The 22,233-nt window shown below is 71.6% G+C and carries 20 protein-coding genes and 1 tRNA gene; 11 read left to right on the forward strand and 10 right to left on the reverse strand.

What is annotated here, in order from left to right; genetic code table 11:
* Nucleotides 1-198 precede the first annotated feature (198 nt).
* Both IF04_RS36015 and IF04_RS0124680 read left to right on the forward strand, forming a co-directional pair.
* Nucleotides 199-717 carry an AMP-binding protein gene (locus tag IF04_RS36015; protein WP_078600744.1) on the forward strand — a complete coding sequence of 173 codons (519 nt, stop codon included), beginning with the start codon at nucleotides 199-201 and terminating at the stop codon, nucleotides 715-717.
* 290 nt (nucleotides 718-1,007) lie between these two features.
* A complete protein-coding gene (locus IF04_RS0124680; RefSeq protein WP_030261899.1) occupies nucleotides 1,008-1,265 on the forward strand; it encodes a hypothetical protein in 258 nt (85 codons plus the stop codon).
* 44 nt (nucleotides 1,266-1,309) lie between these two features.
* Here the strand turns inward: IF04_RS0124680 and mscL are convergent, their stop codons facing one another.
* From mscL to IF04_RS0124705, 5 genes are all read right to left on the reverse strand, one after another.
* Nucleotides 1,310-1,825, reverse strand: a complete 516-nt coding sequence (gene mscL, locus IF04_RS0124685) for a large conductance mechanosensitive channel protein MscL (protein WP_030261901.1) — start codon at nucleotides 1,823-1,825, stop codon at nucleotides 1,310-1,312.
* 693 nt (nucleotides 1,826-2,518) lie between these two features.
* Nucleotides 2,519-3,352, reverse strand: coding sequence for an S-methyl-5'-thioadenosine phosphorylase (locus IF04_RS0124690; protein WP_030261903.1), 834 nt, complete (start codon nucleotides 3,350-3,352; stop codon nucleotides 2,519-2,521).
* 97 nt (nucleotides 3,353-3,449) lie between these two features.
* Nucleotides 3,450-3,779, reverse strand: coding sequence for an FmdB family zinc ribbon protein (locus IF04_RS37740; protein WP_078600746.1), 330 nt, complete (start codon nucleotides 3,777-3,779; stop codon nucleotides 3,450-3,452).
* 69 nt (nucleotides 3,780-3,848) lie between these two features.
* A complete protein-coding gene (locus IF04_RS0124700; protein ID WP_051831557.1) occupies nucleotides 3,849-5,069 on the reverse strand; it encodes an MFS transporter in 1,221 nt (406 codons plus the stop codon).
* Nucleotides 5,070-5,505: 436 nt separating this feature from the next.
* A complete protein-coding gene (locus tag IF04_RS0124705; RefSeq protein ID WP_037960580.1) occupies nucleotides 5,506-7,011 on the reverse strand; it encodes a potassium/proton antiporter in 1,506 nt (501 codons plus the stop codon).
* 193 nt (nucleotides 7,012-7,204) lie between these two features.
* Between IF04_RS0124705 and IF04_RS0124710 the strand changes: the two genes are divergently transcribed.
* Nucleotides 7,205-9,919 (forward strand): penicillin acylase family protein, encoded by a 2,715-nt coding sequence (locus tag IF04_RS0124710; protein WP_030261916.1) that lies wholly within the window; start codon nucleotides 7,205-7,207, stop codon nucleotides 9,917-9,919.
* 68 nt (nucleotides 9,920-9,987) lie between these two features.
* On the opposite strand, the gene IF04_RS0124715 is transcribed toward IF04_RS0124710, so the two are convergent.
* Nucleotides 9,988-10,620, reverse strand: coding sequence for a 5-formyltetrahydrofolate cyclo-ligase (locus IF04_RS0124715; RefSeq protein WP_051831536.1), 633 nt, complete (start codon nucleotides 10,618-10,620; stop codon nucleotides 9,988-9,990).
* A 56-nt stretch (nucleotides 10,621-10,676) separates the two neighbouring features.
* On the opposite strand from IF04_RS0124715, the gene galU reads away from it, so the two are divergent.
* The 7 genes from galU (at nucleotide 10,677) to IF04_RS0124750 (ending at nucleotide 16,151) form a co-directional block, all read left to right on the forward strand.
* Nucleotides 10,677-11,579 carry a UTP--glucose-1-phosphate uridylyltransferase GalU gene (gene galU, locus IF04_RS0124720; protein WP_030261921.1) on the forward strand — a complete coding sequence of 301 codons (903 nt, stop codon included), beginning with the start codon at nucleotides 10,677-10,679 and terminating at the stop codon, nucleotides 11,577-11,579.
* A 4-nt stretch (nucleotides 11,580-11,583) separates the two neighbouring features.
* Nucleotides 11,584-12,900, forward strand: a complete 1,317-nt coding sequence (gene glp, locus IF04_RS0124725) for a molybdotransferase-like divisome protein Glp (RefSeq protein WP_030261924.1) — start codon at nucleotides 11,584-11,586, stop codon at nucleotides 12,898-12,900.
* 152 nt (nucleotides 12,901-13,052) lie between these two features.
* A complete protein-coding gene (gene moaC, locus IF04_RS0124730) occupies nucleotides 13,053-13,556 on the forward strand; it encodes a cyclic pyranopterin monophosphate synthase MoaC (protein ID WP_030261927.1) in 504 nt (167 codons plus the stop codon).
* Complete coding sequence (locus IF04_RS0124735; RefSeq protein ID WP_030261930.1) at nucleotides 13,553-14,074, forward strand: MogA/MoaB family molybdenum cofactor biosynthesis protein; 522 nt, start codon at nucleotides 13,553-13,555, stop codon at nucleotides 14,072-14,074. Before moaC ends, IF04_RS0124735 begins: the two co-directional genes overlap by 4 nt.
* Nucleotides 14,075-14,088: 14 nt before the next feature.
* Complete coding sequence (locus tag IF04_RS0124740) at nucleotides 14,089-14,703, forward strand: GNAT family N-acetyltransferase (RefSeq protein ID WP_037960591.1); 615 nt, start codon at nucleotides 14,089-14,091, stop codon at nucleotides 14,701-14,703.
* A gap of 151 nt (nucleotides 14,704-14,854) precedes the next feature.
* On the forward strand, nucleotides 14,855-16,003 hold the full coding sequence (gene sepX / locus IF04_RS0124745) for a divisome protein SepX/GlpR (RefSeq protein WP_030261938.1): 1,149 nt from the start codon (nucleotides 14,855-14,857) through the stop codon (nucleotides 16,001-16,003).
* Between the two features lie 75 nt (nucleotides 16,004-16,078).
* Nucleotides 16,079-16,151, forward strand: a tRNA-Ala gene (locus IF04_RS0124750).
* Nucleotides 16,152-16,238: 87 nt separating this feature from the next.
* Here IF04_RS0124750 and IF04_RS36750 read toward each other — a convergent pair.
* The 3 genes from IF04_RS36750 to IF04_RS0124765 all read right to left on the reverse strand — a co-directional run bounded on the left by IF04_RS36750 (nucleotide 16,239) and on the right by IF04_RS0124765 (nucleotide 18,431).
* Nucleotides 16,239-16,967: a DUF2637 domain-containing protein gene (locus tag IF04_RS36750; protein WP_078600780.1), complete on the reverse strand. Its 729-nt coding sequence runs from the start codon at nucleotides 16,965-16,967 to the stop codon at nucleotides 16,239-16,241.
* Between the two features lie 209 nt (nucleotides 16,968-17,176).
* Nucleotides 17,177-17,377: a hypothetical protein gene (locus IF04_RS0124760; protein WP_030261947.1), complete on the reverse strand. Its 201-nt coding sequence runs from the start codon at nucleotides 17,375-17,377 to the stop codon at nucleotides 17,177-17,179.
* 478 nt (nucleotides 17,378-17,855) lie between these two features.
* Nucleotides 17,856-18,431 carry a M23 family metallopeptidase gene (locus IF04_RS0124765; protein WP_078600750.1) on the reverse strand — a complete coding sequence of 192 codons (576 nt, stop codon included), beginning with the start codon at nucleotides 18,429-18,431 and terminating at the stop codon, nucleotides 17,856-17,858.
* Nucleotides 18,432-18,629: 198 nt separating this feature from the next.
* On the opposite strand from IF04_RS0124765, the gene IF04_RS0124770 reads away from it, so the two are divergent.
* On the forward strand, nucleotides 18,630-21,680 hold the full coding sequence (locus IF04_RS0124770) for an alpha-mannosidase (RefSeq protein WP_030261953.1): 3,051 nt from the start codon (nucleotides 18,630-18,632) through the stop codon (nucleotides 21,678-21,680).
* Here the strand turns inward: IF04_RS0124770 and IF04_RS0124775 are convergent.
* Nucleotides 21,677-22,150, reverse strand: a complete 474-nt coding sequence (locus tag IF04_RS0124775) for a hypothetical protein (protein ID WP_030261956.1) — start codon at nucleotides 22,148-22,150, stop codon at nucleotides 21,677-21,679. The genes IF04_RS0124770 and IF04_RS0124775 overlap by 4 nt on opposite strands.
* Between the last annotated feature and the right edge of the window lie 83 nt (nucleotides 22,151-22,233).

Genomic DNA, 22,233 nt, shown 5'->3' on the forward strand with positions numbered 1-22,233 from the left:
CGGACGGGGTCGTGTGGACGGGTCCGGTGGACGGCGCCCTCGGGCGGGGTCCCGCTCAGCCTCCCAGGGGTGGGGTACGGGGGCGAGAGCGCGTACGGGCCCGTATTTTCGGCTGCGAGGCGGCGCCTCCGGTTCCATTGGTGGACGCATCTATCGCACGTTCAACAAACGTTGATCGGCGATCTTCAAGCTGGGCGTATGTTGCGCCGCGTTCCCTCCGACCCCGATCCCATTGACCCGAACCTCGCCCCGCACGCTCCGGACATCGCCTTGAGCTGGACCGGTGAGCCGGGCCGGGTCGAGGAGCTGACCCACAGCCAGCTCATCGACCGGTCGTCCCGAGCCGCCGCGGCGCTGACCCGCTTCGGTGTACGCGCCGGCGACCGGGTGGCCGTCCATCTGCCCCTGGTGCCCGAGTCAGTGATCACCACGCTCGCCTGCGGCCGTATCGATGCCGTACGCAGCACCCTGCCGGTGTCGCTGACGGCACCCGAACTCGCCGCCCGTGTACGGGAGTCCGGCGCGCGCGTGCTGATCACCGCCGACGCCGCGTTCTGGGACGGCGCCGTCCGCCCGCTCAAGACCATGATCGACCGAGCCCTGTCGAACGGCGCCACGGACGTGCAGACCGTACTGGTCGTAAACCGCTGCCCGCGCCCCGTCGCCTGGCACCCGGGCCGGGACCGTTGGTGGCACGAGGCACTCGACGCCGACTGAGCCTTACGGCGGACGCGCGGGCGGACGCGGGGCGGATGTATGGGTCGGCGCGTGGGCGGACGTGTGGGGCGGCGCGTGGGCGGCTGAGTCCCGAGGGGCGGCGCGCACGGGCCCTGGCCGCGATCGAGGAGCCGGCTCGGGGGAGGGGCGCCCGCGGCGCCAGCGCCCCGGGCCGCACCACCCGGCGCGGTCGCGCCCAGGGCGGCAGCGCTCGAGGTGCGGGCGCCCGGGGTGCGAGCGCCCGGTACAGCCCCGCCGAGCACCGTGCGGCGTGGTCGTACCCTGGAGGAATGAGTGAGACCGCGGATGCCGCAGCCGAGAATGAGCCGGAAGAGGCCCCGCAGGCTCCGGTCGCGCCCGCGGTCGCGGGGAATGGCGGCGGCCGGGGCGCGAAGCCCGGGACCGCTGCGTTGATCTTCGATGATCCGTTGGACCGGCAGTCGGCGGACGACACGGACCGGGGATGGGGCGAGCGGCCCGGGGCCGGGAACAGCAGCGCCGCCGACCTGGCGCGCTTTCTGGACGAGAAGCCGCCCCACCACATCTGACGGCTCCGGAGAGCCGCGTCCGAGGCGTGGGGCGGCGGCTCGCGTCAGCTCTGCGACTTCTCCGTCGAGACGGGGCCGGGAATCGCGCCCGCGCCCACGACGGGCTCCGAGCCGTCGCGCTGGGTGATCAGCGCGTCGCGGATCTGGGCCAGCAGCTCGAGCTCGGTCGGCTCCACCGGGGTCTCGTCCACCGGCTTCTTGGCGTCCTGGCGCGCCTTCCACTTGTTCATCGGAAGGATCATGAGGAAGTAGACGACCGCGGCGGTGATCACGAAGGTCAGCGCGGCGCTGAGCACCGAGCCCCAGAGGATGTAGATACCGTCGGTGAATTCGCCGGTCTTGGGGTCCGGGTGGCAGGAGGCGCTGAGGCAGCTCTTGTAGTGGTCCAGGTTCTGCGAACCGAGCGCACCGACGAACGGGTTGATGACGCCCTTCACCACGGCGTTCACGATGTTGGTGAAGGCGGCTCCGACCACGACGGCAACCGCAAGCTCGATGACGTTGCCGCGCATCAGGAATTCCTTGAATCCCTGCAGCACGCCGTTCTTCTCGTCGCTCACCTGACAGCCTCTTTCCACGCTTACTACGGACGCCGCGCCTTTCGGAGGCGCCGGCGCAACTTACGGCGAGGTGGGGCAGAGCTGTCCATGAGGTCAAAAAGGACCGGGGCTTGGACGGGGCGTCAGTACGGATCAGCATGGCGTTACCGCCGTACGGGGGGAAATCGCCACATTGCGACATCGGGGAGCTGCCCCACCATCCGTCACAGTTTTGCGTGCCTGATGCGTATCGGCCAGTAGAACGGAATTGCTGAAACGGCCTTCGGCACGTGTTTCACCGCCCGGTGAGGCGATGGCGAGGGCGGCCGCCATGGCGGCCAGGCCAGCGGAAACGGCGTACCACCGGACCTTCGGCAGGGTCGGCGTGCGGCGCCGCCCACCGCGAATGCGGAATGGCTCGAAGTGTGGAACCTCACACAACGGGGGTGCGGGCAATGGGGGATTGGTGTAGGAGGAGGTGGTCATCGTCGGTCACCGCCGAAAAGAGGGGAATCGCACGCCCCCGCGTCGGTGCGCCAGGGCGTCGGACGAGAACCACCCTGACCGAATCCGGCGGATCTCGCGGCGGCCTGTGGACAGCCGATCCCGCTACCCGTCGGTTGTGTACAACTCCCTCACCCACAAGGGGTTCATGCGGCGTCCGCGAGGACGGCTACAGCCCCCGCGAGGACGGTCGCGGCCGTCCCGGGACGGTTACGGCAGCTCGATCCCCAGTTCCCGGCCCCCGTGGACCTGGGCGCAGGCGCAGGTGCGCGCCGTGGCCGCAGGGAGTGCGGCCACCGCGTCGAAAAGGACCTCGCGCAGCCGGCCGACGTTCTCGGCGAAGACCCGCAGGACCTCGTCGTGCGAGACGCCCTCGCCGGCCTCGGCCCCCGCGTCCAGGTCCGTGACCAGGGCCATGGAGGTGTAGCAGAGGCCCAGCTCGCGAGCCAGGACGGCCTCGGGGTGGCCCGTCATGCCGACCACCGACCAGCCCTGCGCGGCATGCCACCGCGACTCGGCGCGCGTGGAGAAGCGCGGGCCCTCGACGACCACGAGCGTGCCGCCGTCGACCGGCTCCCAGCCCCGCCCGCGGGCGGCGTCGACGGCGGTCCGGCGGCCGGCCGGGCAGTACGGGTCGGCGAAGGCCACGTGCACGACGTCCGGGACGCTGCCGTCCGGCAGCGGCACCCCGTCGAAGTACGTCTGGACGCGGGTCTTCGTACGGTCCACGATCTGGTCCGGTACGAGGAGCGTGCCGGGGCCGTACTCCGGGCGCAGGCCGCCGACCGCGCACGGCCCGAGGACCTGGCGGACGCCGGCCGAGCGCAGTGCCCAGAGATTGGCGCGGTAGTTGATGCGGTGCGGCGGGAGGTGGTGGCCGCGGCCGTGCCGGGGCAGGAACGCGACCTGCCGGCCGGCGACCTCCCCGAGGAAGAGCGAGTCGCTGGGCGGCCCGTACGGCGTCTCGACGGTGACCTCGGTCACCTCGTCGAGGAAGGAGTAGAAGCCCGAGCCGCCGATTACGCCGATCTCCGCGTCCGCCATGCGGGTCACCCTATCCACGGCGGCCCGCCCGCGGCGGTGTGCGGCACAACGCCGTGGACCCCGCCGTCGGTGACGGCGGGGTCCACGGGAAGGGCTGTCAGGCGGCGGAGCTGCTGCTCGACGTGGTCGCGGAGGAGCTGCTCCCGGACGTGGTCGAGGAGGAGCTCGACGACTTGCTGTCGGAGCTGCTCGACGTCGAGGAGGACGTGCTCGACGAGGAGGACGACGCGGGGCTGCTGCTCGACGAGGAGCCGCGGCTGTCGTTCCGGTAGAAGCCGGAGCCCTTGAAGACGATGCCGACCGCCGAGAAGACCTTCTTCAGGCGTCCACGGCAGCTCGGGCACTCGGTGAGCGCGTCGTCGGTGAACTTCTGCACGGCCTCAAGGCCCTCGCCGCACTCGGTGCACTGGTACTGGTAGGTCGGCACGTTGTCTTCCTCCTGGCACTCTCACTCAATGAGTGCTAACGACGATCCATAGTGCAGTATTCCGGCGCTTCAGTCCACTGTGACCGGCGTACGGTGACCGACCCCACGTGCCGCGATCCGCCCGGTACCGGGCGGAATCAGGCGTCCCCGCAGCGCCGCGAGCACCAGGAAGGCCAGCGCCGTACCGGCCAGCGGCACGAAGAATCCGGCGCTGGGACCGAAGCGGTCGGTGAGCTGCCCCGCGGTCGTGGCGGCCGCGGCCTGGCCCAGTGCCACGGCACCGGTCAGCCAGGTGAACGCCTCCGTACGGGCCGAGGCCGGCACCAGGGACTCGACCAGGGTGTAGCCGGTGATCAGGGCCGGTGCGATGCACAGGCCGACCACCAGGCCGGTCAGGCCCAGCAGCGGTACCGCGGTGAGGGCCCACAGCGGGGTGGTGGCCAGCGCCAGCAGCCCGTAGGCGACCAGCAGCCGGCGGCGCGGGCCGACCTTCCAGGCGATCGCGCCGCACACGATGCCCGCGGTCATGTTGCCGCCCGCGAAGATCCCGTACAGCACGCCGTTGATGCCCGGCTGCCCGATGGACTCCGTGAACGCCGTCAGCGAGACCTGCATGCCGCCGAAGACCGAACCGATGCCGAGGAAGACCGCGATGAGGACCCGCACGCCGGGGATCGAGAGGGCCGAGGTGCGCGCCTCGCCGCCCTCCTTCGTACGGTGCGCGGCCGGCTGGCTACGGTGCTGCGCCGCGAAGAGCAGGCCGCCGGCCAGCGTCAGGACGGCCTCGGCGATCAGACCGGCCGCCGGGTGGACACTCGTGCACAGCGCGGTCGCCAGCACCGGGCCCACCACGAAGGTGAACTCGTCGGTCACGGACTCGAAGGCGGCCGCGGTCGACATCAGAGGGCTGTCGCTCAGCCGTGCCGCCCACCGTGCGCGCACCATCGGGCCGACCTGCGGCGTCGAGGCTCCCGTAGGGACGGCGACGACCAGCAGCGCCCACAGAGGCGCGTCCAGCAGCGCAAGGGTGAGCAGCGCCGCCACAGAGACGGCGTGCACAGCGACACCGGGGAGCAGCACGGCACGCTGCCCGAAGCGGTCGGCGAGCTTGCCGCTCTGGGGGGCGAACAGCGCCATGGAGATGCCGGTCGCCGCGGAGACCGCGCCCGCGATCCCGAACGAGCCGGTGGTGTGCTGGACGAGCAGGACGATGCCGATGGTGAGCATCGCGAAGGGCTGCCGGGCCAGGAAGCCGGGCAGGACGAAGGTCCACGCTCCGGGGGTGCGCAGGAGCTGTCCGTATCCGGGGCGCTTGCCGGAGGGGCCGCCCGCGGGAGCGCTTTCGGGGTGCTGCGACTCGTCGTGGGCCGTCGAAGCGTTCTGGACCGTGGATGCCACGGCCGGGCCTTTCCGCCGCCTGGTGACGCGCCCGTGAGGTGATCACGGAGAGCGCGCCGAGAGCTGTCCTCTCGCGCTGGACCGAGTGATACCGGGTCCGCACCTGAGAGGTGGCTGCGTACGCAGGGGACCGCGGCCGCCGAGCGGTCGCGCCAGCTCTGCATCAGGCAGAGTGGGTGTCGTGCATTGCTTCTTCAATGCTACAGGCGAGTGGGGGTCGCAGCCTGCGATCGGCGTGGTGAGATCTGTCCCACACCTGGGATCGAACGGAGGCTTGCGCAGTGCGCCGAGGTGCTGACCGCCGCCTCCGGAGGAGGCGCGGCCGCCCTCATCTCCGGGGCGCCGACGCCCCGCCCGTGCCCAGCCAGCCCGCCAGCTTGCCGCCCTGGGAGACCGCCTGGAGGCGCCGCTCGGCCGCGTCCCGCACCGGGTCGGTCGCCACGACCAGAAGCTCGTCGCCGCGCCGCAGAACGGTCGTGGGTGACGGTACGAAGCTCGTGCCGTCCCGGACGACCAGCGTGACCGCGGCACCGGCCGGCAGTCGCAGCTCGGCGATCTCCACGCCGTGCATCCGCGACTTCGGGCCGATCGCCGTCGACAGGAGGTGGCCGCGCAGGCGCTCCAGAGGCGCGGACTCGATACCGAGGTCGGCCGCCTCCTCGCTGTCGCCGATCCGCAGCCGCCGGGCGAGCCAGGGCAGCGTCGGGCCCTGCACGAGGGTGTAGACGACCACGAGCACGAACACGATGTTGAAGACGCGCTCGCTCCCGGGGACCTCGCCGACCATCGGGATCGTCGCCAGCACGATGGGTACGGCGCCGCGCAGTCCCGCCCACGAGAGCAGCGTCTGCTCGCGCCACGGCATACGGAACGGCCGCAGGGTGAGCAGTACGGACAGCGGGCGGGCGATCAGCGTCAGTATCAGACCGATGACGATCGCGGGCAGGATGTCGTCGCCGAGGTTGTGCGGCGTGACGAGCAGGCCGAGCAGGATGAACATGCCGATCTGGCCGAGCCAGCCGAGCCCCTCGGCGAAGCCGCGAGTGGCCGCGGAGTGCGGCAGCTTGGAGTTCCCGAGGACCATCGACGCCAGGTAGACCGCGAGGAAGCCGGAGCCGTGCGCGAGAGCGCCCGCGGCGTACGCGGAGACCGCGATGGCCATGACGGCGATCGGGTACAGGCCGGAGGCCGGCAGAGCCACGTGCCGCATGCCGTACGCGCCGAGCCAGCCGATCGCGACGCCGATCGCGGCGCCGATGGCCAGCTCCAGGGCGATCTCGCCGATCAGGACGTACCAGTGCTCGACCGGGCCCGCCGTGGAGAACGCGACGACCAGGATGACCACGGGGGCGTCGTTGAAGCCCGATTCGGCCTCCAGGACGCCCGTGAGGCGGGACGGCAGCGGGACGCTGCGCAGCACCGAGAAGACCGCCGCGGCGTCGGTGGAGGAGACCACCGCGCCGATGAGGAGCGCCTGCCGCCACTCCAGCCCGACCAGATAGTGCGCGCCGGCCGCGGTGACCCCCACGCTCACCGCGACACCGAGGGTGGAGAGCAACGCGGCCTGGGGGAGCGCCGGTCTGACTTCTTTCCACTTCGTACCGAGACCGCCCTCGGCGAGGATCACCACGAGCGCGGCATAGCCCAGGATCTGGGTCAGTTCGGCGTTGTCGAAGACGACTCCGATGCCGTCGGCCCCTATGGCGACGCCGATCCCCAAGTAAACGAGCAGGCTGGGAAGCCCGCTGCGCGAGGAGATCCGTACGGCCGCCACGGCGATGAGCAGTACGAAAGAGCAGACCAGCAGGAGTTCGTTGAGGCGGTCGACAGTCAGGGGCCGGGTCCTTCCAGGTGACTCTCCGGGCGAACGCTCCCCGGATTTTTACTTACCGTATCTAGTTACTGACCCTAACAATTTACCATTACTTGAATGTCGGAGCCCTTGGTGGTGACTCCGCGTAGGGGTCGCCGAACCGGTGCGCCTATGGTTGCTCCAGCACTCCCACCCTGCCCCTCGAAGGACAGAGATGCCCGCCAACAAGTCCGGCCCCGCTCCGAAGAAAAAGGGGCGGCGCGCCCGCCTCGTCGTCATCTTGGTCGTGCTTCTGCTCGTGGCGGGCGTCGGCTACGGGACGTTCTGGGGCGTCAGCACGGTCCGCGCCTCCTACCCGGAGACCACCGGGTCCCTGAAGATGCCCGGCCTGTCCAGCCCCGTGGACGTCATGCGGGACGGCAACGGCATCCCGCAGATCTACGCCGACTCCGATGAGGACCTCTTCCGCGCCCAGGGCTACGTCCAGGCACAGGACCGCTTCTGGGAGATGGACGTCCGCCGCCACATGACGGCCGGGCGGCTCTCGGAGATGTTCGGCAAGAGCCAGGTGAAGACCGACTCCTTCCTGCGCACCCTCGGGTGGCACGACACCGCGCAGAAGGAGTACGACACCAAGCTGTCGGACAGCACGAAGAAGTACCTCGACGCCTACTCGGCCGGCGTCAACGCCTACCTCAAGGACCACGAAGGCTCGGCGCTGTCCCTGGAGTACGCGGCGCTCGGCCTTGAGAACGACTACAAGCCGGGCAAGTGGACGCCGGCCGACTCCGTGGCCTGGCTCAAGGCCATGGCCTGGGACCTGCGCGGCAACATGCAGGACGAGATCGACCGGTCCCTGATGACCAGCCGCTTCTCCCAGAAGCAGATCGCCGAGCTCTACCCGTCCTACCCGTACGACCGCAACAAGCCGATCGTGCAGGGCGGCGCCGTCGACCCGGGGGCCAAGGAGTTCGACCCCGAGGCCACCGCGAGCAGCACGCAGTCCGGAAGCGCGGCCGGCGCGGCGCAGTCCCTTCAGAGCCAGCTCTCGGCGTTCTCCAACACCCTGGACGAAGTGCCCGCGCTGCTCGGTCCGAACGGCAACGGCATCGGCTCCAACTCCTGGGTCGTCTCCGGCAAGCACACCACCACCGGTAAGCCGCTGCTGGCCAACGACCCGCACCTGGCGCCGCAGATGCCCTCGCTCTGGTACCAGATGGGCCTGCACTGCCGTACGAAGAGCCCGCAGTGCAACTACGACGTCTCCGGTTTCACCTTCTCCGGGATGCCGGGCGTGATAATCGGCCACAACCAGGACATCTCCTGGGGCATGACCAACCTCGGGGCCGACGTCTCCGACCTGTACCTGGAGAAGGTCGGCGAGAACGGCTACCTGTACGACGGCCGTGAGGTGCCCTTCACGACCCGCAGGGAGACCATCAAGGTCGCCGGCGGCGCCAGCCGCACCATCACCGTACGGTCCACCAACAACGGGCCCGTGGTCTCCGACCGCGACGACGAGCTGGCCAAGGTCGGCAAGGACGCCCCCGTGGGCAACGCCGCGCCCGACCGCGGCGACGGCTACGCCATCTCCCTGAAGTGGACCGCGCTCTCCCCGGGCCGCTCCATGGATGCCGTGTTCGAAATGAACCGGGCCTCCGGCTGGGACGAGTTCCGTAAGGCGGCGCACCACTTCGAGGTGCCGTCGCAGAACCTCATCTACGCCGACACCAAGGGCAACATCGGCTACCAGGCGCCCGGCCGCATCCCCGTACGCGGCAAGGGCGACGGCTCGCTGCCCGCGCCGGGCTGGGACCCGGAGTACCGGTGGACCGGCTACATCCCGCAGTCCGCGCTGCCCTGGGAGCTCAACCCCAAGAGCGGCTACATCGTCACCGCCAACCAGGCCGTGATCGATCAGGACAAGTACCCGTACCTGATCACCCGGGACTGGGGCTACGGAGCGCGCAGCCAGCGGATCAACGACCTGATCCAGTCCAAGATCAAGGACGGCGGCAAGATCTCCACGCATGACATGCAGACCATGCAGCTGGACAACAGCAGCGAGATCGCCGAACTGCTCACGCCGTACCTGCTGAAGCTCGACATCAAGGACCCGTACGTCCGCGAGGCCCAGCAGCTCCTGGAGGGCTGGAACTACACCCAGGAGTCCGACTCGGCGGCCGCCGCCTACTTCAACGCGGTCTGGCGCAACACCCTGAAGCTGGCCTTCGGCGACAAGATGCCCAAGGAGCTGCGCGTCGACGGCCAGTGCCTGACGGTCCACCCGGCCGACGAGACCGGGCCGGCCGACGACCTGCAGAAGTGGGTCCGCGAATGCGGTGAGCGTGCCAAGGACTCCGCGCAGCCCGACGGCGGCGACCGCTGGTACGAGGTCGTGCGGAAGATCCTCGACGACCCCGGCAACGACTGGTGGAAGACCGAGGACAAGCCGGGCCGCCCCGGTGACAAGAACCGCGACCAGCTCCTCGCGCACGCCATGCAGGACGCGCGCTACGAGCTGACCGCCAAGCTCGGCAAGAACATCAACACCTGGAGCTGGGGCCGTCTGCACCAGCTCACGCTGAAGAACCAGACGCTCGGCACGGACGGACCCGGCATGCTGCAGGGCCTGTTCAACCGCGGCCCCTGGAACCTCGGCGGCGGCGAGGCGGCCGTGAACGCCACCGGCTGGAACGCCGCCGGCGGCTACCAGGTCGTCTGGGTGCCCTCGATGCGGATGGTCGTCAACCTCGCGGACCTCGACAAGTCGCGCTGGATCAACCTCACCGGCGCCTCGGGGCACGCGTACAACGCGCACTACGACGACCAGACCGGCAAGTGGGTCAAGGGCGAACTGCTGCCGTGGGCCTTCTCGGAGAAGGCCGTCAAGGCCGCGACGAAGGACACGCTGACGCTGTCGCCGTGACGCGGTAGCCGGTGCGCAACGATCGCCGGGCGGTCCCCGAAGACGGGACCGCCCGGCGATCGGCGTTCTCAGGCGCCCGCGGGGCGCTCCGTGAACCGGTGCACGCCCGACGGCGTCACCGCCGCCTGCACCGGCCGGTCGTGCGGATCGACCGGTACCTCCTCCAGGACCTCGCCGTCGTACAGCAGCACCACCAGCGCGGGCGTGGCACCGGCGCGTTCCAGCCGCGCCAGCACCCGGTCGTAACTGCCGCCCCCGCGCCCGAGCCGCAGGCCCCGCCGGTCCACCGCCAGACCCGGCAGGAACACCGCTCCCGCGTCCGTGACGGCCTCGGGACCGAGCCGGGGCCCCGCGGGCTCCAGCAGCCCCCGTCCGGCCTTCATGAGCCGCTCAGGGCCCTCGTACGCCGCCCAGTCCAGGTCGTTGTCCGGCAGCAGGACCGGCAGCAGTACGCGCACGCCCGCCGCCCGCAGCCGCTCCAGCAGCGCACGGGTGGACGGCTCGCGGCCGATCGACACGTACGCGGCGACCGTCCGGGCCTCGGCCAACTCCCTGAGCTGCAGCGCTCGCTCGGACAGAACCGATCCGGCCGCCGATACGTCACTCAGGGGCAACGAGTTCCTCACCTCGATGAGGTCTCGCCGCAACCCGCGTTTCCTAGCGTCGTTCGTGGTCACTGTGCGCCCTTGCTCCACTCTCATGCGCTTTTCACCGGACAATCATGATCCGCCACAAAGCTCCGGTTATCGTGTGGCGCATGACTGAATCGCGTACTCGGATCCGTAAGGCTGTCATCCCGGCGGCCGGTCTCGGCACCCGCTTCCTGCCCGCCACCAAGGCGACCCCGAAGGAAATGCTGCCGGTCGTCGACAAGCCGGCCATCCAGTACGTGGTGGAGGAAGCCGTCACGGCCGGGCTCTCCGACGTCCTGATGGTCACCGGACGCAACAAGCGCCCCCTGGAAGACCACTTCGACCGCAACTACGAGCTCGAAGAGGCGCTCAGCCGCAAGGGCGACCAGTCCCGGCTCGCCCGGGTGCAGGAGTCCAGCGACCTCGCGACGATGCACTACGTACGGCAGGGCGACCCGCGCGGTCTGGGCCATGCGGTCCTGTGCGCCGAGCCCCACGTGGGCGACCAGCCCTTCGCCGTCCTCCTGGGCGACGACCTGATCGACCCCCGGGACCCGCTGCTGCAGCGCATGGTGCAGGTCCAGGAGGAGTACGGCGGTTCCGTCATCGCCCTCATGGAGGTCGACCCCGCGCAGATCGGCCTCTACGGATGCGCCGCCGCCACCCCCACGGGCGACGACGACGTGGTGACCGTCTCCGACCTGGTCGAGAAGCCCGACCCGGCCGACGCACCCAGCAACCTCGCCATCATCGGCCGGTACGTGCTGGATCCGGCCGTCTTCGAGGTGCTGCGCAAGACCGAACCGGGGCGCGGCAACGAGATCCAGCTGACCGACGCCCTTCAGGCGCTGGCCTCCGACTCCTCGCTCGGCGGCCCGGTGCACGGCGTCGTCTTCAAGGGCCGCCGCTATGACACCGGTGACCGTGGCGACTACCTGCGTGCCATTGTCAGACTGGCATGCGAACGTGAGGACCTGGGCCCCGACTTCAGGACCTGGCTGCGCAGTTACGTCACCGAGGAGATGTAGGGATTTGAGCGCCACCACCGACCGGACCAGCCAACCCGACCGCGTCTGGTCGGTGGCCGACCACATCGAAGACGTCCTGTCCAAGATCCGTCCACTGGAGCCCATCGAGCTGCAGCTGCTGGACGCCCAGGGTTGCGTCCTGGTCGAGGACGTCACGGTGCCGGTCGCGCTGCCCCCCTTCGACAACAGCTCCATGGACGGCTATGCCGTCCGCGTCGCCGACGTGGCGGGGGCCACCGAGGCGTACCCCGCCACGCTCACCGTGATCGGCGATGTCGCGGCCGGCAGCGGCGACCTGCCCCCTGTCGGGCCCGGCGAGGCCGCCCGCATCATGACGGGCGCCCCGCTGCCCCCGGGTGCCGAGGCCGTCGTCCCCGTGGAGTGGACCGACGGCGGCACCGGAGGCGGCCCCGCCACCACGATGCGCGCCCGCAGCACCGACCCGGCCGGCGCCAGCGGCGAGGTCCGGGTGCACCGCCCCGTGGAGGCGCACGCCCATGTACGCGCCCGGGGCAGCGACGTCTCCGCGGGCGAGCCCGCGCTGGCCGCCGGCACGGTCCTCGGGCCGCCGCAGATCGCCCTGCTCGCCGCCATCGGACGCGCCACCGTCAAGGTACGGCCGCGCCCCCGTGTCGTGGTCATGGGCACCGGCAGCGAACTGGTCCAGCCAGGCGAGCCGCTGGGTCCCGGCCAGATCCACGATTCGAACAGCTACGCGCTGACCGCCGCCGCCCGGGACGCCGGCGCGCTCGCTTACCGGGTCGCTGCGGTCGCCGACGACGCCGACACGCTGCGCGCCGCCATCGAGGACCAGCTCATTCGCGCCGACATCGTCGTCACCAGCGGCGGCGTCAGCGTCGGCGCGTACGACGTGGTCAAGGAGACGCTGGCGGACTTCTCCGGCGAGGAGGGCAGCGTGGAGTTCCGGCGCCTCGCCATGCAGCCGGGCAAGCCGCAGGGCTTCGGGCTCATCGGCCCGGACCGCACCCCGCTGCTGGCGCTGCCCGGTAATCCGGTGAGCTCCTACGTGTCCTTCGAGCTGTTCGTCCGCCCGGCCATCCGCGCCCTGATGGGCCTGCAGGACGTGCACCGGTACACCGAGCGGGCCCGCTGCACCCAGGACATCACCTCCTCGCCCCGGGGCAAGCGGCAGTTCCTGCGCGGCCGCCACGACCCGGTGTCCGGCACGGTCACCCCCGTGGGCGGCGCGGGCTCGCACCTGGTCAAGGCGCTCGCGCACGCCAACTGCCTGATCGCGGTGCCCGAGGACGTCACGGAGGTCGCCGCGGGGGACGAGGTGGACGTGGTTCTTCTCGGATAGCCGCTCCTCCGGCGGGGCGGCCGGCCCGGGTGGCGCGCTGCCGCCCCCGGGTGGCCCGCTTCTCCCGTAGCGCCCGGCTGCCCGGGTGACGGTCCTCCGCTGCGGGTACGGTGTCGTCGCACAGGCGCGGCACGGTCCGGACCAGGAGAACGATGAGCAGCGGCCAGCAACACCTCACCCACATCGACGCGGCGGGCGCGGCCCGCATGGTCGACGTATCCGAGAAGGACGTCACCGCGCGCACGGCCCGCGCCAGCGGCCGGGTCCTGGTAGCGCCGCGGGTGATCGAACTGCTGCGTGGCGAGGGCGTCCCCAAGGGCGACGCCCTGGCCACCGCCCGTATCGCCGGCATCATGGGCGCCAAGCGCACCCCCGACCTCATCCCGCTGTGCCACCCGCTGGCCGTCTCCGGCGTGAAGGTCGAGCTGTCGGTGGCCGACGACGCCGTGGAGATCCTGGCGACGGTGAAGACCACCGACCGTACGGGCGTGGAGATGGAGGCGCTCACCGCGGTCACCGTCGCCGCGCTGACCGTGATCGACATGGTCAAGGCCGTCGACAAGGGCGCGGTCATCACCGACGTACGGGTGGAGGAGAAGAGCGGCGGCAAGTCGGGCGACTGGGTGCGCGAGAGCGGCACGGAGGCGGGCGCATGAGCGCACACTCGGACGCGCCGCGCCCCTACCGGGCAATGGTCGTGACGGCCTCCAACCGCGCCGCCGCCGGGGTCTACGCCGACAAGGGCGGCCCGCTCATCGCCGAGGCGCTCGCCGCGCTCGGCTTCGAGGTCGAGGGCCCGCGGGTGGTCCCGGACGGCGACCCCGTGGAGGCCGCGCTGCGCGACGCGGTGGCCGGCGGCTTCGACGCGGTGGTCACCACCGGCGGTACGGGCATCTCGCCCACCGACGCCACCCCGGAGGCGACCCGCCGGGTGCTGGACTACGAAGTGCCCGGCATCCCCGAGGCGATCCGGGCCGAGGGGCTGGCCAAGGTGCCCACGGCGGCGCTCTCGCGGGGCCTGGCGGGCGTCGCGGGCCGCACCCTCGTCGTGAACCTGCCCGGCTCCACAGGGGGCGTCCGCGACGGCCTCGCCGTACTGGAGCGGCTGCTCGTGCACGCCGTCGACCAGCTCCGCGGCGGCGACCACCCCAGACCGGCCGGGAGTACGCACTGAACGCCCCCTGGCCGGTGGAGCTGGCGGACGGCGACACGGCCCTCCGCCCGATAAGGCTGCGCGACCAGCGGGCCTGGCGCGAGGTCAACCGGCGCAACCGCGACTGGCTGCGCCCGTGGGAGGCCACCATCCCGCCCGCACCGCCCGGTGCGCCGCCGGTCCAGCGGCCGACCTACCGTCAGATGGTGCGGCACCTGCGGGCGGAGGCGCACGCGGGCCGGATGCTGCCGTTCGTCGTGGAGTACCAGGGACGACTGGCCGGGCAGCTGACGGTCGCCGGGATCACCTGGGGATCGATGTGTTCGGGCCATATCGGCTATTGGGTCGACCAGGCCGTCGCGGGGCGCGGTGTCATGCCCACCGCGGTCGCGCTCGCCGTCGACCACTGCTTCCGTACGGTCGGACTGCACCGCATCGAGGTGTGCATTCGCCCGGAGAACGTGCCCAGCCGCCGGGTGGTGGAAAAGCTCGGTTTCCGCGAGGAGGGGCTGCGGCCGCGCTATCTGCACATCGACGGCGCCTGGCGTGACCACCTGGTTTACGCGCTGACGGCGGAGGAGGTGCCGGGCGGGCTGCTCGCCCGGTGGCACCGCGAGAAGCCGGGCACCCCGGGGACATCCCACAAATAAAAAATCTGTTCGAATTAATCCATCAATTCGACACATTCGCAGTGCGTTGATCGCAACAATCACAAAAAAAGTTCGAGATATCAGCCAGATCGTGCGACACACCGGCTCAATTGGCGGATGGCCCCGCTCAAACCCCTCTACCGTGTGAGGCGTGAGCAGCAGCGGCCTCATCTACGCAGTCATCGTCGGGGCCTGGGCCGCCTACTTGGTGCCGATGTGGCTCCGTAGGCAGGACGAACTCAATGAGGCCCGTCCTACGGAGCGTTTCAGTACCGCCATCCGGCTCCTGTCCGGGCGGGCGGCGATGGAACGCCGTTACGCCAAGGGGCAGGAAGGGCGCTCGGCCGACGATGCGAGCGGGGAACGGGACCCGGACGCACAGGCCGACGCGGCCGGCGTCCGGTCGGCAAGCACGCCCGCGGACGAGGACCGCCCGCCCGCGGCGGAAGCCCGCGCCCCCGAGGAGCGCGAGGCCGCACCCACGGCCGTCCAGCCGCACGGCCCGGTTCCTCCGCACGCCCCCGCGCCCCGCCCCTCGTCCGCCGAGCGCACGAAGCGGGCCCGGGTCCTCGCGCGGCGCCGCCGCACGATCACGGTCCTCTTCCTGGTCTTCACCGTCGGCGCGGTCGTCGCCGGGGTCGGCGGCATCACGTTCCTGTGGGCCCCCGGCGTTCCCGCCGTCCTGCTGAGCGCGTACATCGTGTACCTCCGCCTCCAGGAGCGCCGCCGGTTCGCCTTCACGATGGACCAGCGGGGGGCCGAGGCCGCGGCCCAGCGGCTGCGGGAGGGCCGTGCCCGCCCTCCTCAGGCGGGCCACCAGCCGCCCGCCGAGGAGATCCCCGCCGAACCGGCCGGCCCCGCGCCTGAGCCGGTGCGCCCCGAGCCCGCCCCGAGTGCGGGCCGCCACCCTCTTGTCGAGCAGGGCGGGCACACGGAGTGGGCCGATCCGCAGCGCCCCCGGGGCCGCCGCGACGGGGGCGGTTGGGACCCGGTCCCGGTACCGCTGCCGACGTACGTCACCGCCCCTGTGGCGCCGCGCGCCAGCGGTCATGTCGACCTGTCCGCCGACGATGCCTGGAGCTCCGCGCGGTCCGGTACGGCGGGCGGTACGGGCGCGCCCGTGGACGGCGCCGCCGCGGCCCCGCCGGCCGGCGCCGGTCAGGTCGCGGACGCGGACCCCCGCCCGGCGCCGGGCCGGGACCGCCCCGCCGGCGGCCGCCGCGGCCGTACCCCGCTCTTCGACCAGTTCGCCGCTCCGGCCGACGAGGGGCTGGACCGCCCCCGGGCCGCGAACGAGTGACCCGCCACTCCTGACCAGCGCCGGAAGCGATTTCCGAGCACGGCCGCAAGGATGCTAGAGTTTCACTCGTCGCAAGGGCCTGTGGCGCAGCTGGTAGCGCACCTCGTTCGCAACGAGGGGGTCAGGGGTTCGAATCCCCTCAGGTCCACAGACATCAGAACCCCTGCCGGGAACTCCGGCAGGGGTTCTTTCGTATCCGTATCGGGTGGGGCGCCCGCGGCCGGGCGGGTGGTGCTCAGGACCCCACGCGCTGGCGGTGGCTGCCGCCCTTGGTGTTCTGGGCGTGGCGGGTGGTGGCCTGGGGCGCGGGGGAGAGGTCCAGCTGGCGGACGAGCTGGTGGAAGCAGAGGAGGACGGTCACGGGCGGCAGTCCGGCCACGGTGATGCCGGCCGGCGTCGCCGGGGTGTGGGCGATGCACAGCAGCATGGCGACGGCTGCGAAGAAGATGACGACGAGCCAGGACTGCGCGGTGCGGCGGCGGTAGGCGCGCGCCCGCAGGATCGACAGCGTGGCGGCGATCCAGGGGCCGTAGATCAGCAGCGGCCAGAGGTCGGCGATGTGGCGCGGGGCGACGCCGCCGGCCAGGGCGCGGAGCGAGGGGTAGGACGCGAGGGCGCCCAGGATGCTCACCGCGATGACGATCAGGGCCGTCAGCGTCACCGACACCAGGCTCAGCACGCGCTGCCAGGTCCAGGTGGCGATGTGGGCGCGGAGGAACGAGGTCTTGCGGTGCCGGGTGGGCGGCACGGCCGGGGTGGGCTGCGGCGTCACCACGGGCTGCTCGGCCGTCTCCAGGAGCTGCGCCAGCTCCCCTTCCAGCTCCTCCACCACGGCGGCGTCCCAGCCGTCGGACGTGTGGCCGAGTGCGATGTCGTCGGGGCCGAGCATCATGTCGTCGCGGAAGAGCGGCATGCCGGTGAGGCCGGTGGGGGAGTCGAGTCCATCGGTGGTCTGGCGCGGCATCCGGTGCCGCCCGGAGCCGTCGGGGTAACCGTTACTGCCGCCCGGGTATCCGGGACCGTCCGGATACCCGGTGCCTCCCGGGTGCGCGGGACCGGACGGATAAGGGGCCTGGGGAGTGTCGTACACGTCGGCTCTCGTGGGATCGATGGGACCGGGACCGGGGCGGGAGGCCGGTGCGGGCCGCGTGGCGGCCGGACCGGTGACGGCTCCTACCGTCTGATGCGCGGCGGGCGCTCCGCGCGGTCCCGCGGTCCCAGGCCGGCCTCGATCCCGTCGAGGGCCGAGAGCAGCACCTGCAGCAGGTCGCCGGTGTGCTCCAGCCGTACGCGCTGCCCGGCGCGCTCCAGGTGTACGTCCGGGCGGCCGGCGGCGCCTGCGGAACTCAGGTGCCAGCCACCGAGTTGCCGCATTCGCGGAATGGTTGTCTCAGGCATACTCCGTCAACGAAGAAAAAGCCGTAAAGAAACGTGGCATCCAGGTAATTCGAGTTTGATTTTCCGGCCGTCGGGAATGCCGACCGGTTCATGTTTTTCTGCAATAGAAGGCCCTTGGGTAAATATGCTGAGCGGATGCGTCCGTCGCTGGTGGGCCGCCGGACACGGGCGCGGAGGGTGGGTCGGCCCGGCCCGTCGGCCGCGCTGGTGCGGCTGACGGACCGGGCCCAGGGCCGGAGGGCCTCCTTGTGCCGGGTTCGGTGACGGCAATTGCCAAGGAAATACCGCGTCTCGTGCTCGGGCCCCGGTGTAATAGTCGGAGGTGTATATCTCCGCCCGATGGCCTTCGGGGGTGCGTAAATGCCTGGGCGCAGATCGGCCACCCCGGAAGCACCGCCCGGACCGCGCACACCACCCGTTTCTCCGCGGGGTCCTGTCCGCGCCCTCGGCCGCGTCAGCGCATGTGTACGCCGCGACGGGCCAGGTACCGCATCGGGTTGACGTCATTGCCGTAGCCGCGGGCGTCACGTACCTCGAAGTGCAGGTGCGGGCCGCTGGAACGGCCGGTCGAGCCGCTGGAGCCCAGCCGGGTGCCGGGGCGCACGTGGCGGCCCTTCCTGACGGCGATCCGGGAGAGGTGGCCGTACACGACGTAGTGACCGTCGCGCATGCGAACGGTCACCGCCTTCCCGTAGTCGCCGGAGCGGCGGGCCAGTACCACCGTGCCGTAGCCGACCGAACGGACGCGCGTGCCGGTCGGTACGGCGAAGTCCACGCCTGGATGGTGCCCGGCGGCCCAGTCGCCGGGCACGCCGTACCGCGCCGACACGTAGTAGGGCGCGGTGATCGGCCGGGCGTAGCTGCCCGCAGCCTGGACGGCGGCGGCTTCCTGAGGCGCCGTCAGGGTCAGGGCCAGGGCCGAAGCGGCGACGGCGGTCGGGACTGTGCGACGCAGCGTCAGGTCCTTGAACGGACGACGCGCTGTCAGGCCCTTGAACGGACGCGGTGCCAGATCCTTGAAGGCTGTCATAGAGGAGACCCCACCGGTTCTGACGACCCGTTGCAATGCGCAATCCCGCCGCACGGGTTAATGGCGTGGACCACTCGGTACGGAGGGCGCGGCGCGCATACTGCGGGCGCGCCGTGCATGGCTCCGCGCCTTCGCCGGGCAGGCTGAAGGCAGGGCCGTACTCGCCGGGTCTCCCCACGCACCCACCGGAGCAGCCGCATGCACGACGACCGCAGCATCGTGGAACACCGCCTCCGCCGCGTACTCGAAGAACGCGTCAGGCCCGCCCTGTACAGCGCGTCCGTGCCGCTGGCCGTGGGCCGCTGGGACGCGCCGGGCGAGCCGGTGCCGGTGGCGGAGGGGCTGGCCGCCCCGTACGCACCGGCGGCGGCCGGCGACGCCTGGGGCCCGGCCTGGGGCACCAGCTGGTTCCGGCTGACCGGGCGGGTGCCGGAGGAGTGGGCGGGCCGCACCGTGGAGGCCGTACTGGACCTGGGGTTCGAGCGGATGAGCCCCGGCTTCCAGAGCGAGGGGCTGGTGTACCGGGCGGACGGCGAGGCGGTGAAGGGGCTCCATCCGCGCAACGACTGGGTGCGGATCGGCGACCGGGTGGCGGGGGGCGAGGAGGTCGAACTGTACGTCGAGGCCGCCGCCAATCCGGTACTCAACGTCCAGCGGCCCACCTACGAGGGCGACCGGCTCACCTCCGGTGACGCGCCGCTCTACCGCCTGAACCGCCTGGATCTGGCGGTCTTCGAGCCCGCCGTGTGGGAGCTGATCCAGGACCTGGAGGTACTGGGCGGGCTGGTGGAGCAGCTTTCGGCGGACGACGCGCGCCGTCATGAGATTCTGCGCGCTCTCGAACGTGCCCTGGACGCCCTGGACATCGACGATGTACCGGGTACGACGGAGGGCGCACGCGCCGAGCTGGTCGCTGTACTCGCCGCGCCGGCCCACGCTTCCGCGCACCGCCTCAGCGCGGTCGGCCATGCCCACATCGACTCCGCCTGGCTGTGGCCGCTGCGCGAAACCGTCCGGAAGGTCGCCCGTACCTGCGCCAACATGACGGCCCTCATGGACGAGCACCCGGAGTTCGTCTTCGCCATGTCCCAGGCACAGCAGCTCGCCTGGATCAAGGAGCACCGGCCCGAGGTCTTCGCACGGGTGAAGGAGAAGATCGCGGCCGGGCAGTTCGTGCCGGTCGGCGGGATGTGGGTGGAGTCGGACACCAACATGGTCGGCGGGGAGGCCATGGCCCGGCAGTTCCTGTACGGGAAACGGTTCTTCCTGGAGGAGTTCGGGATCGAGAGCGAGGAGGTCTGGCTGCCGGACTCCTTCGGGTACACCGCTGCCATGCCCCAGCTCGTGAAGCTCGCGGGCGCGCGGTGGTTCCTCACCCAGAAGATCTCCTGGAGCCAGACCAACGCCTTCCCGCACCACACCTTCTGGTGGGAGGGCATCGACGGCACCCGGGTCTTCACCCACTTCCCGCCCGTGGACACGTACAACTCCGAGCTGAGCGGCCGCGAGCTGGCGCACGCGGCGCGCAATTACCGCGAGAAGGGCCGCGGGAGCCGGTCCCTCGTCCCCTTCGGGCACGGCGACGGCGGGGGCGGCGCGACGCGCGAGATGCTGGCGCGCGCGGAACGGTGCCGTGACCTGGAGGGTTCGCCGCGCGTCGCGATCGAGCGGCCCGCCGCCTTCTTCGAGCAGGCGCACGAGGAGTACGCGGACGCCGCACCCGTGTGGGTCGGCGAGCTGTACCTGGAGCTGCACCGCGGCACGTACACCTCGCAGGCGAAGACCAAGCAGGGCAACCGCTTCAGCGAGTCGCTGCTGCGCGAGGCGGAGCTGTGGGCGGCGACCGCCGCGGTGCGCGTACCGGAGTACGCGTATCCGTACGAAGAACTGGAGCGGCTGTGGAAAACAGTGCTGCTGCACCAGTTCCACGACATCCTGCCCGGTTCGTCGATCGCCTGGGTGCACCGGGAGGCCCGGGAGACCTATGCGCGGGTCCACGCCGAGCTGCGGGAGATCACCGACGGCGCGCAGCGGGCGCTTGCCGGGCCCGGCAGCGACGAGATCGTGTTCAACGCGGCGCCGCACGCCCGGCGCGGCGTACCGGCGGGCGGCGCGGCTCGCGCGGTCACCGGGCGTTCCATGGAGGTCGGCGCGGTCGAGCGTCCCGGTGGCGGGTGGATCCTCGCCAATGGGGTGCTGCGCGCCGAGATCGACGGCCGCGGGCTGCTGGTCTCCGCGTACGACCTGCGGGCCCGGCGCGAGGCGCTGGCGCCGGGGCGGGCCGCGAACCTCCTCCAGGTCCATCCCGACCTGCCCAACTTCTGGGACGCCTGGGACATCGACGCCTTCTACCGGCACCGCGTCACCGACCTGACCGAGGTGGCGGAGCTGCGGCTGATCGCCGACGGGCCCGACGCGGCCACGGTCGAGGTCCGTCGCGCCTTCGGGAACTCCACGGTCACCCAGGCCGTTACTCTCCGTGAGGGTTCCGCCGCCCTGGAAATCACCGCCGATATCGACTGGCACGAAAAGGAGAAGATCCTCAAGGCCGCCTTCCCGCTGGACGTGAAGGCCGACCGGTCCGCCGCCGAGACCCAGTTCGGGCATGTCCACCGGCCCACTCACACCAACACCTCCTGGGAGGCAGCCAAGTTCGAGATCTGCGCGCACCGCTGGATTCAGGTCGAGGAGCCCGGCTGGGGCACCGCGCTGGTCAACGACTCCACGTACGGGCACGACGTCACGCGCGACGTACGCGCCGACGGCGGTCAGACCACGACCGTCCGGCTGTCCCTGCTGCGTGCTCCGCGTTACCCGGACCCGGAGACCGACCAGGGCCGGCACCGGCTGCGGTACGGGCTCGCGCCCGGCGCGGGGACGCTGGACGCGGTGCGCGAGGGGCACTGGATCAACCTCCCCGAGCGGACGGTGCCCGGCTCCCGGGAGGTCGAGCCGCTGGTCGGCGTGGACAACGACGCGGTGGTCGTCGAGGCGGTCAAGCTCGCCGAGGACCGCGGCGGCGACGTGATCGTGCGGCTGTACGAAGCGGTCGGCGGGCGGGCCTCTGCCACGCTCACGGCCGGTTTCTCCGTGAGCGCCGCGTACGCCACCGACCTGCTGGAACGGCCGCTCGCCGATGCGCCTCCGTATGCCGTGGCGGACGGCGGGCGGGTGGCTGTCGCGCTGCGTCCGTTCCAGATCCTCACGCTGCGGCTGTCGCGGGACGCCCGGGGGACGCGGCGCGCCTAGGCGGTACGGGCCCGGTCATCGGGGGAGCCGGCCTGCGCTGCCCGGCGGATGCGGCGCAGGCCCACGTACTCCAGGTCGGCGAAGACCGCGACGATCACGGCCCCAGCGCCGAGGAACACCCGCCCGAAGCCGGTCAGCGGTACGAGGTCGGTGCAGGCCAGGACGGCGAACGCGGCGCCGCACACGGCGTTGAGCGCGATCGCGCCGGCCACGAGGCGGCGCGGCAGTACCGGCTGCCGGGCGAGCAGCCAGAACGCGGCCGCGCCGCACACCATCCCGCACCCGGACATCACCGCGAGCCCGCGCGGCAGCCCCAGCGGGGTGGTGGTCAGGGCCGCGGCGGCCAGCATCAGCACGGCGAACGCGGCCGTGCTCGCGCTGTCGGTCCGCAGCACCGTCCGCAGCAGCCAGGACGCGTCGCGGACGGGGCGGCGCCCCGGGGCGGCGAGGGAAGAGGTCGAGGTGGTCATGCGGGCCTCCTTGGGCTACGGCGGTGCGTCCGTACGGAGTGGTCCGTACGCATCGAACGGTGGCAAGGGGCGGGTGGTGCGGG

Origin of the sequence: Streptomyces violens (assembly GCF_000717745.1) — a bacterium.
In the GTDB taxonomy this organism is placed as follows: domain Bacteria; phylum Actinomycetota; class Actinomycetes; order Streptomycetales; family Streptomycetaceae; genus Streptomyces; species Streptomyces violens.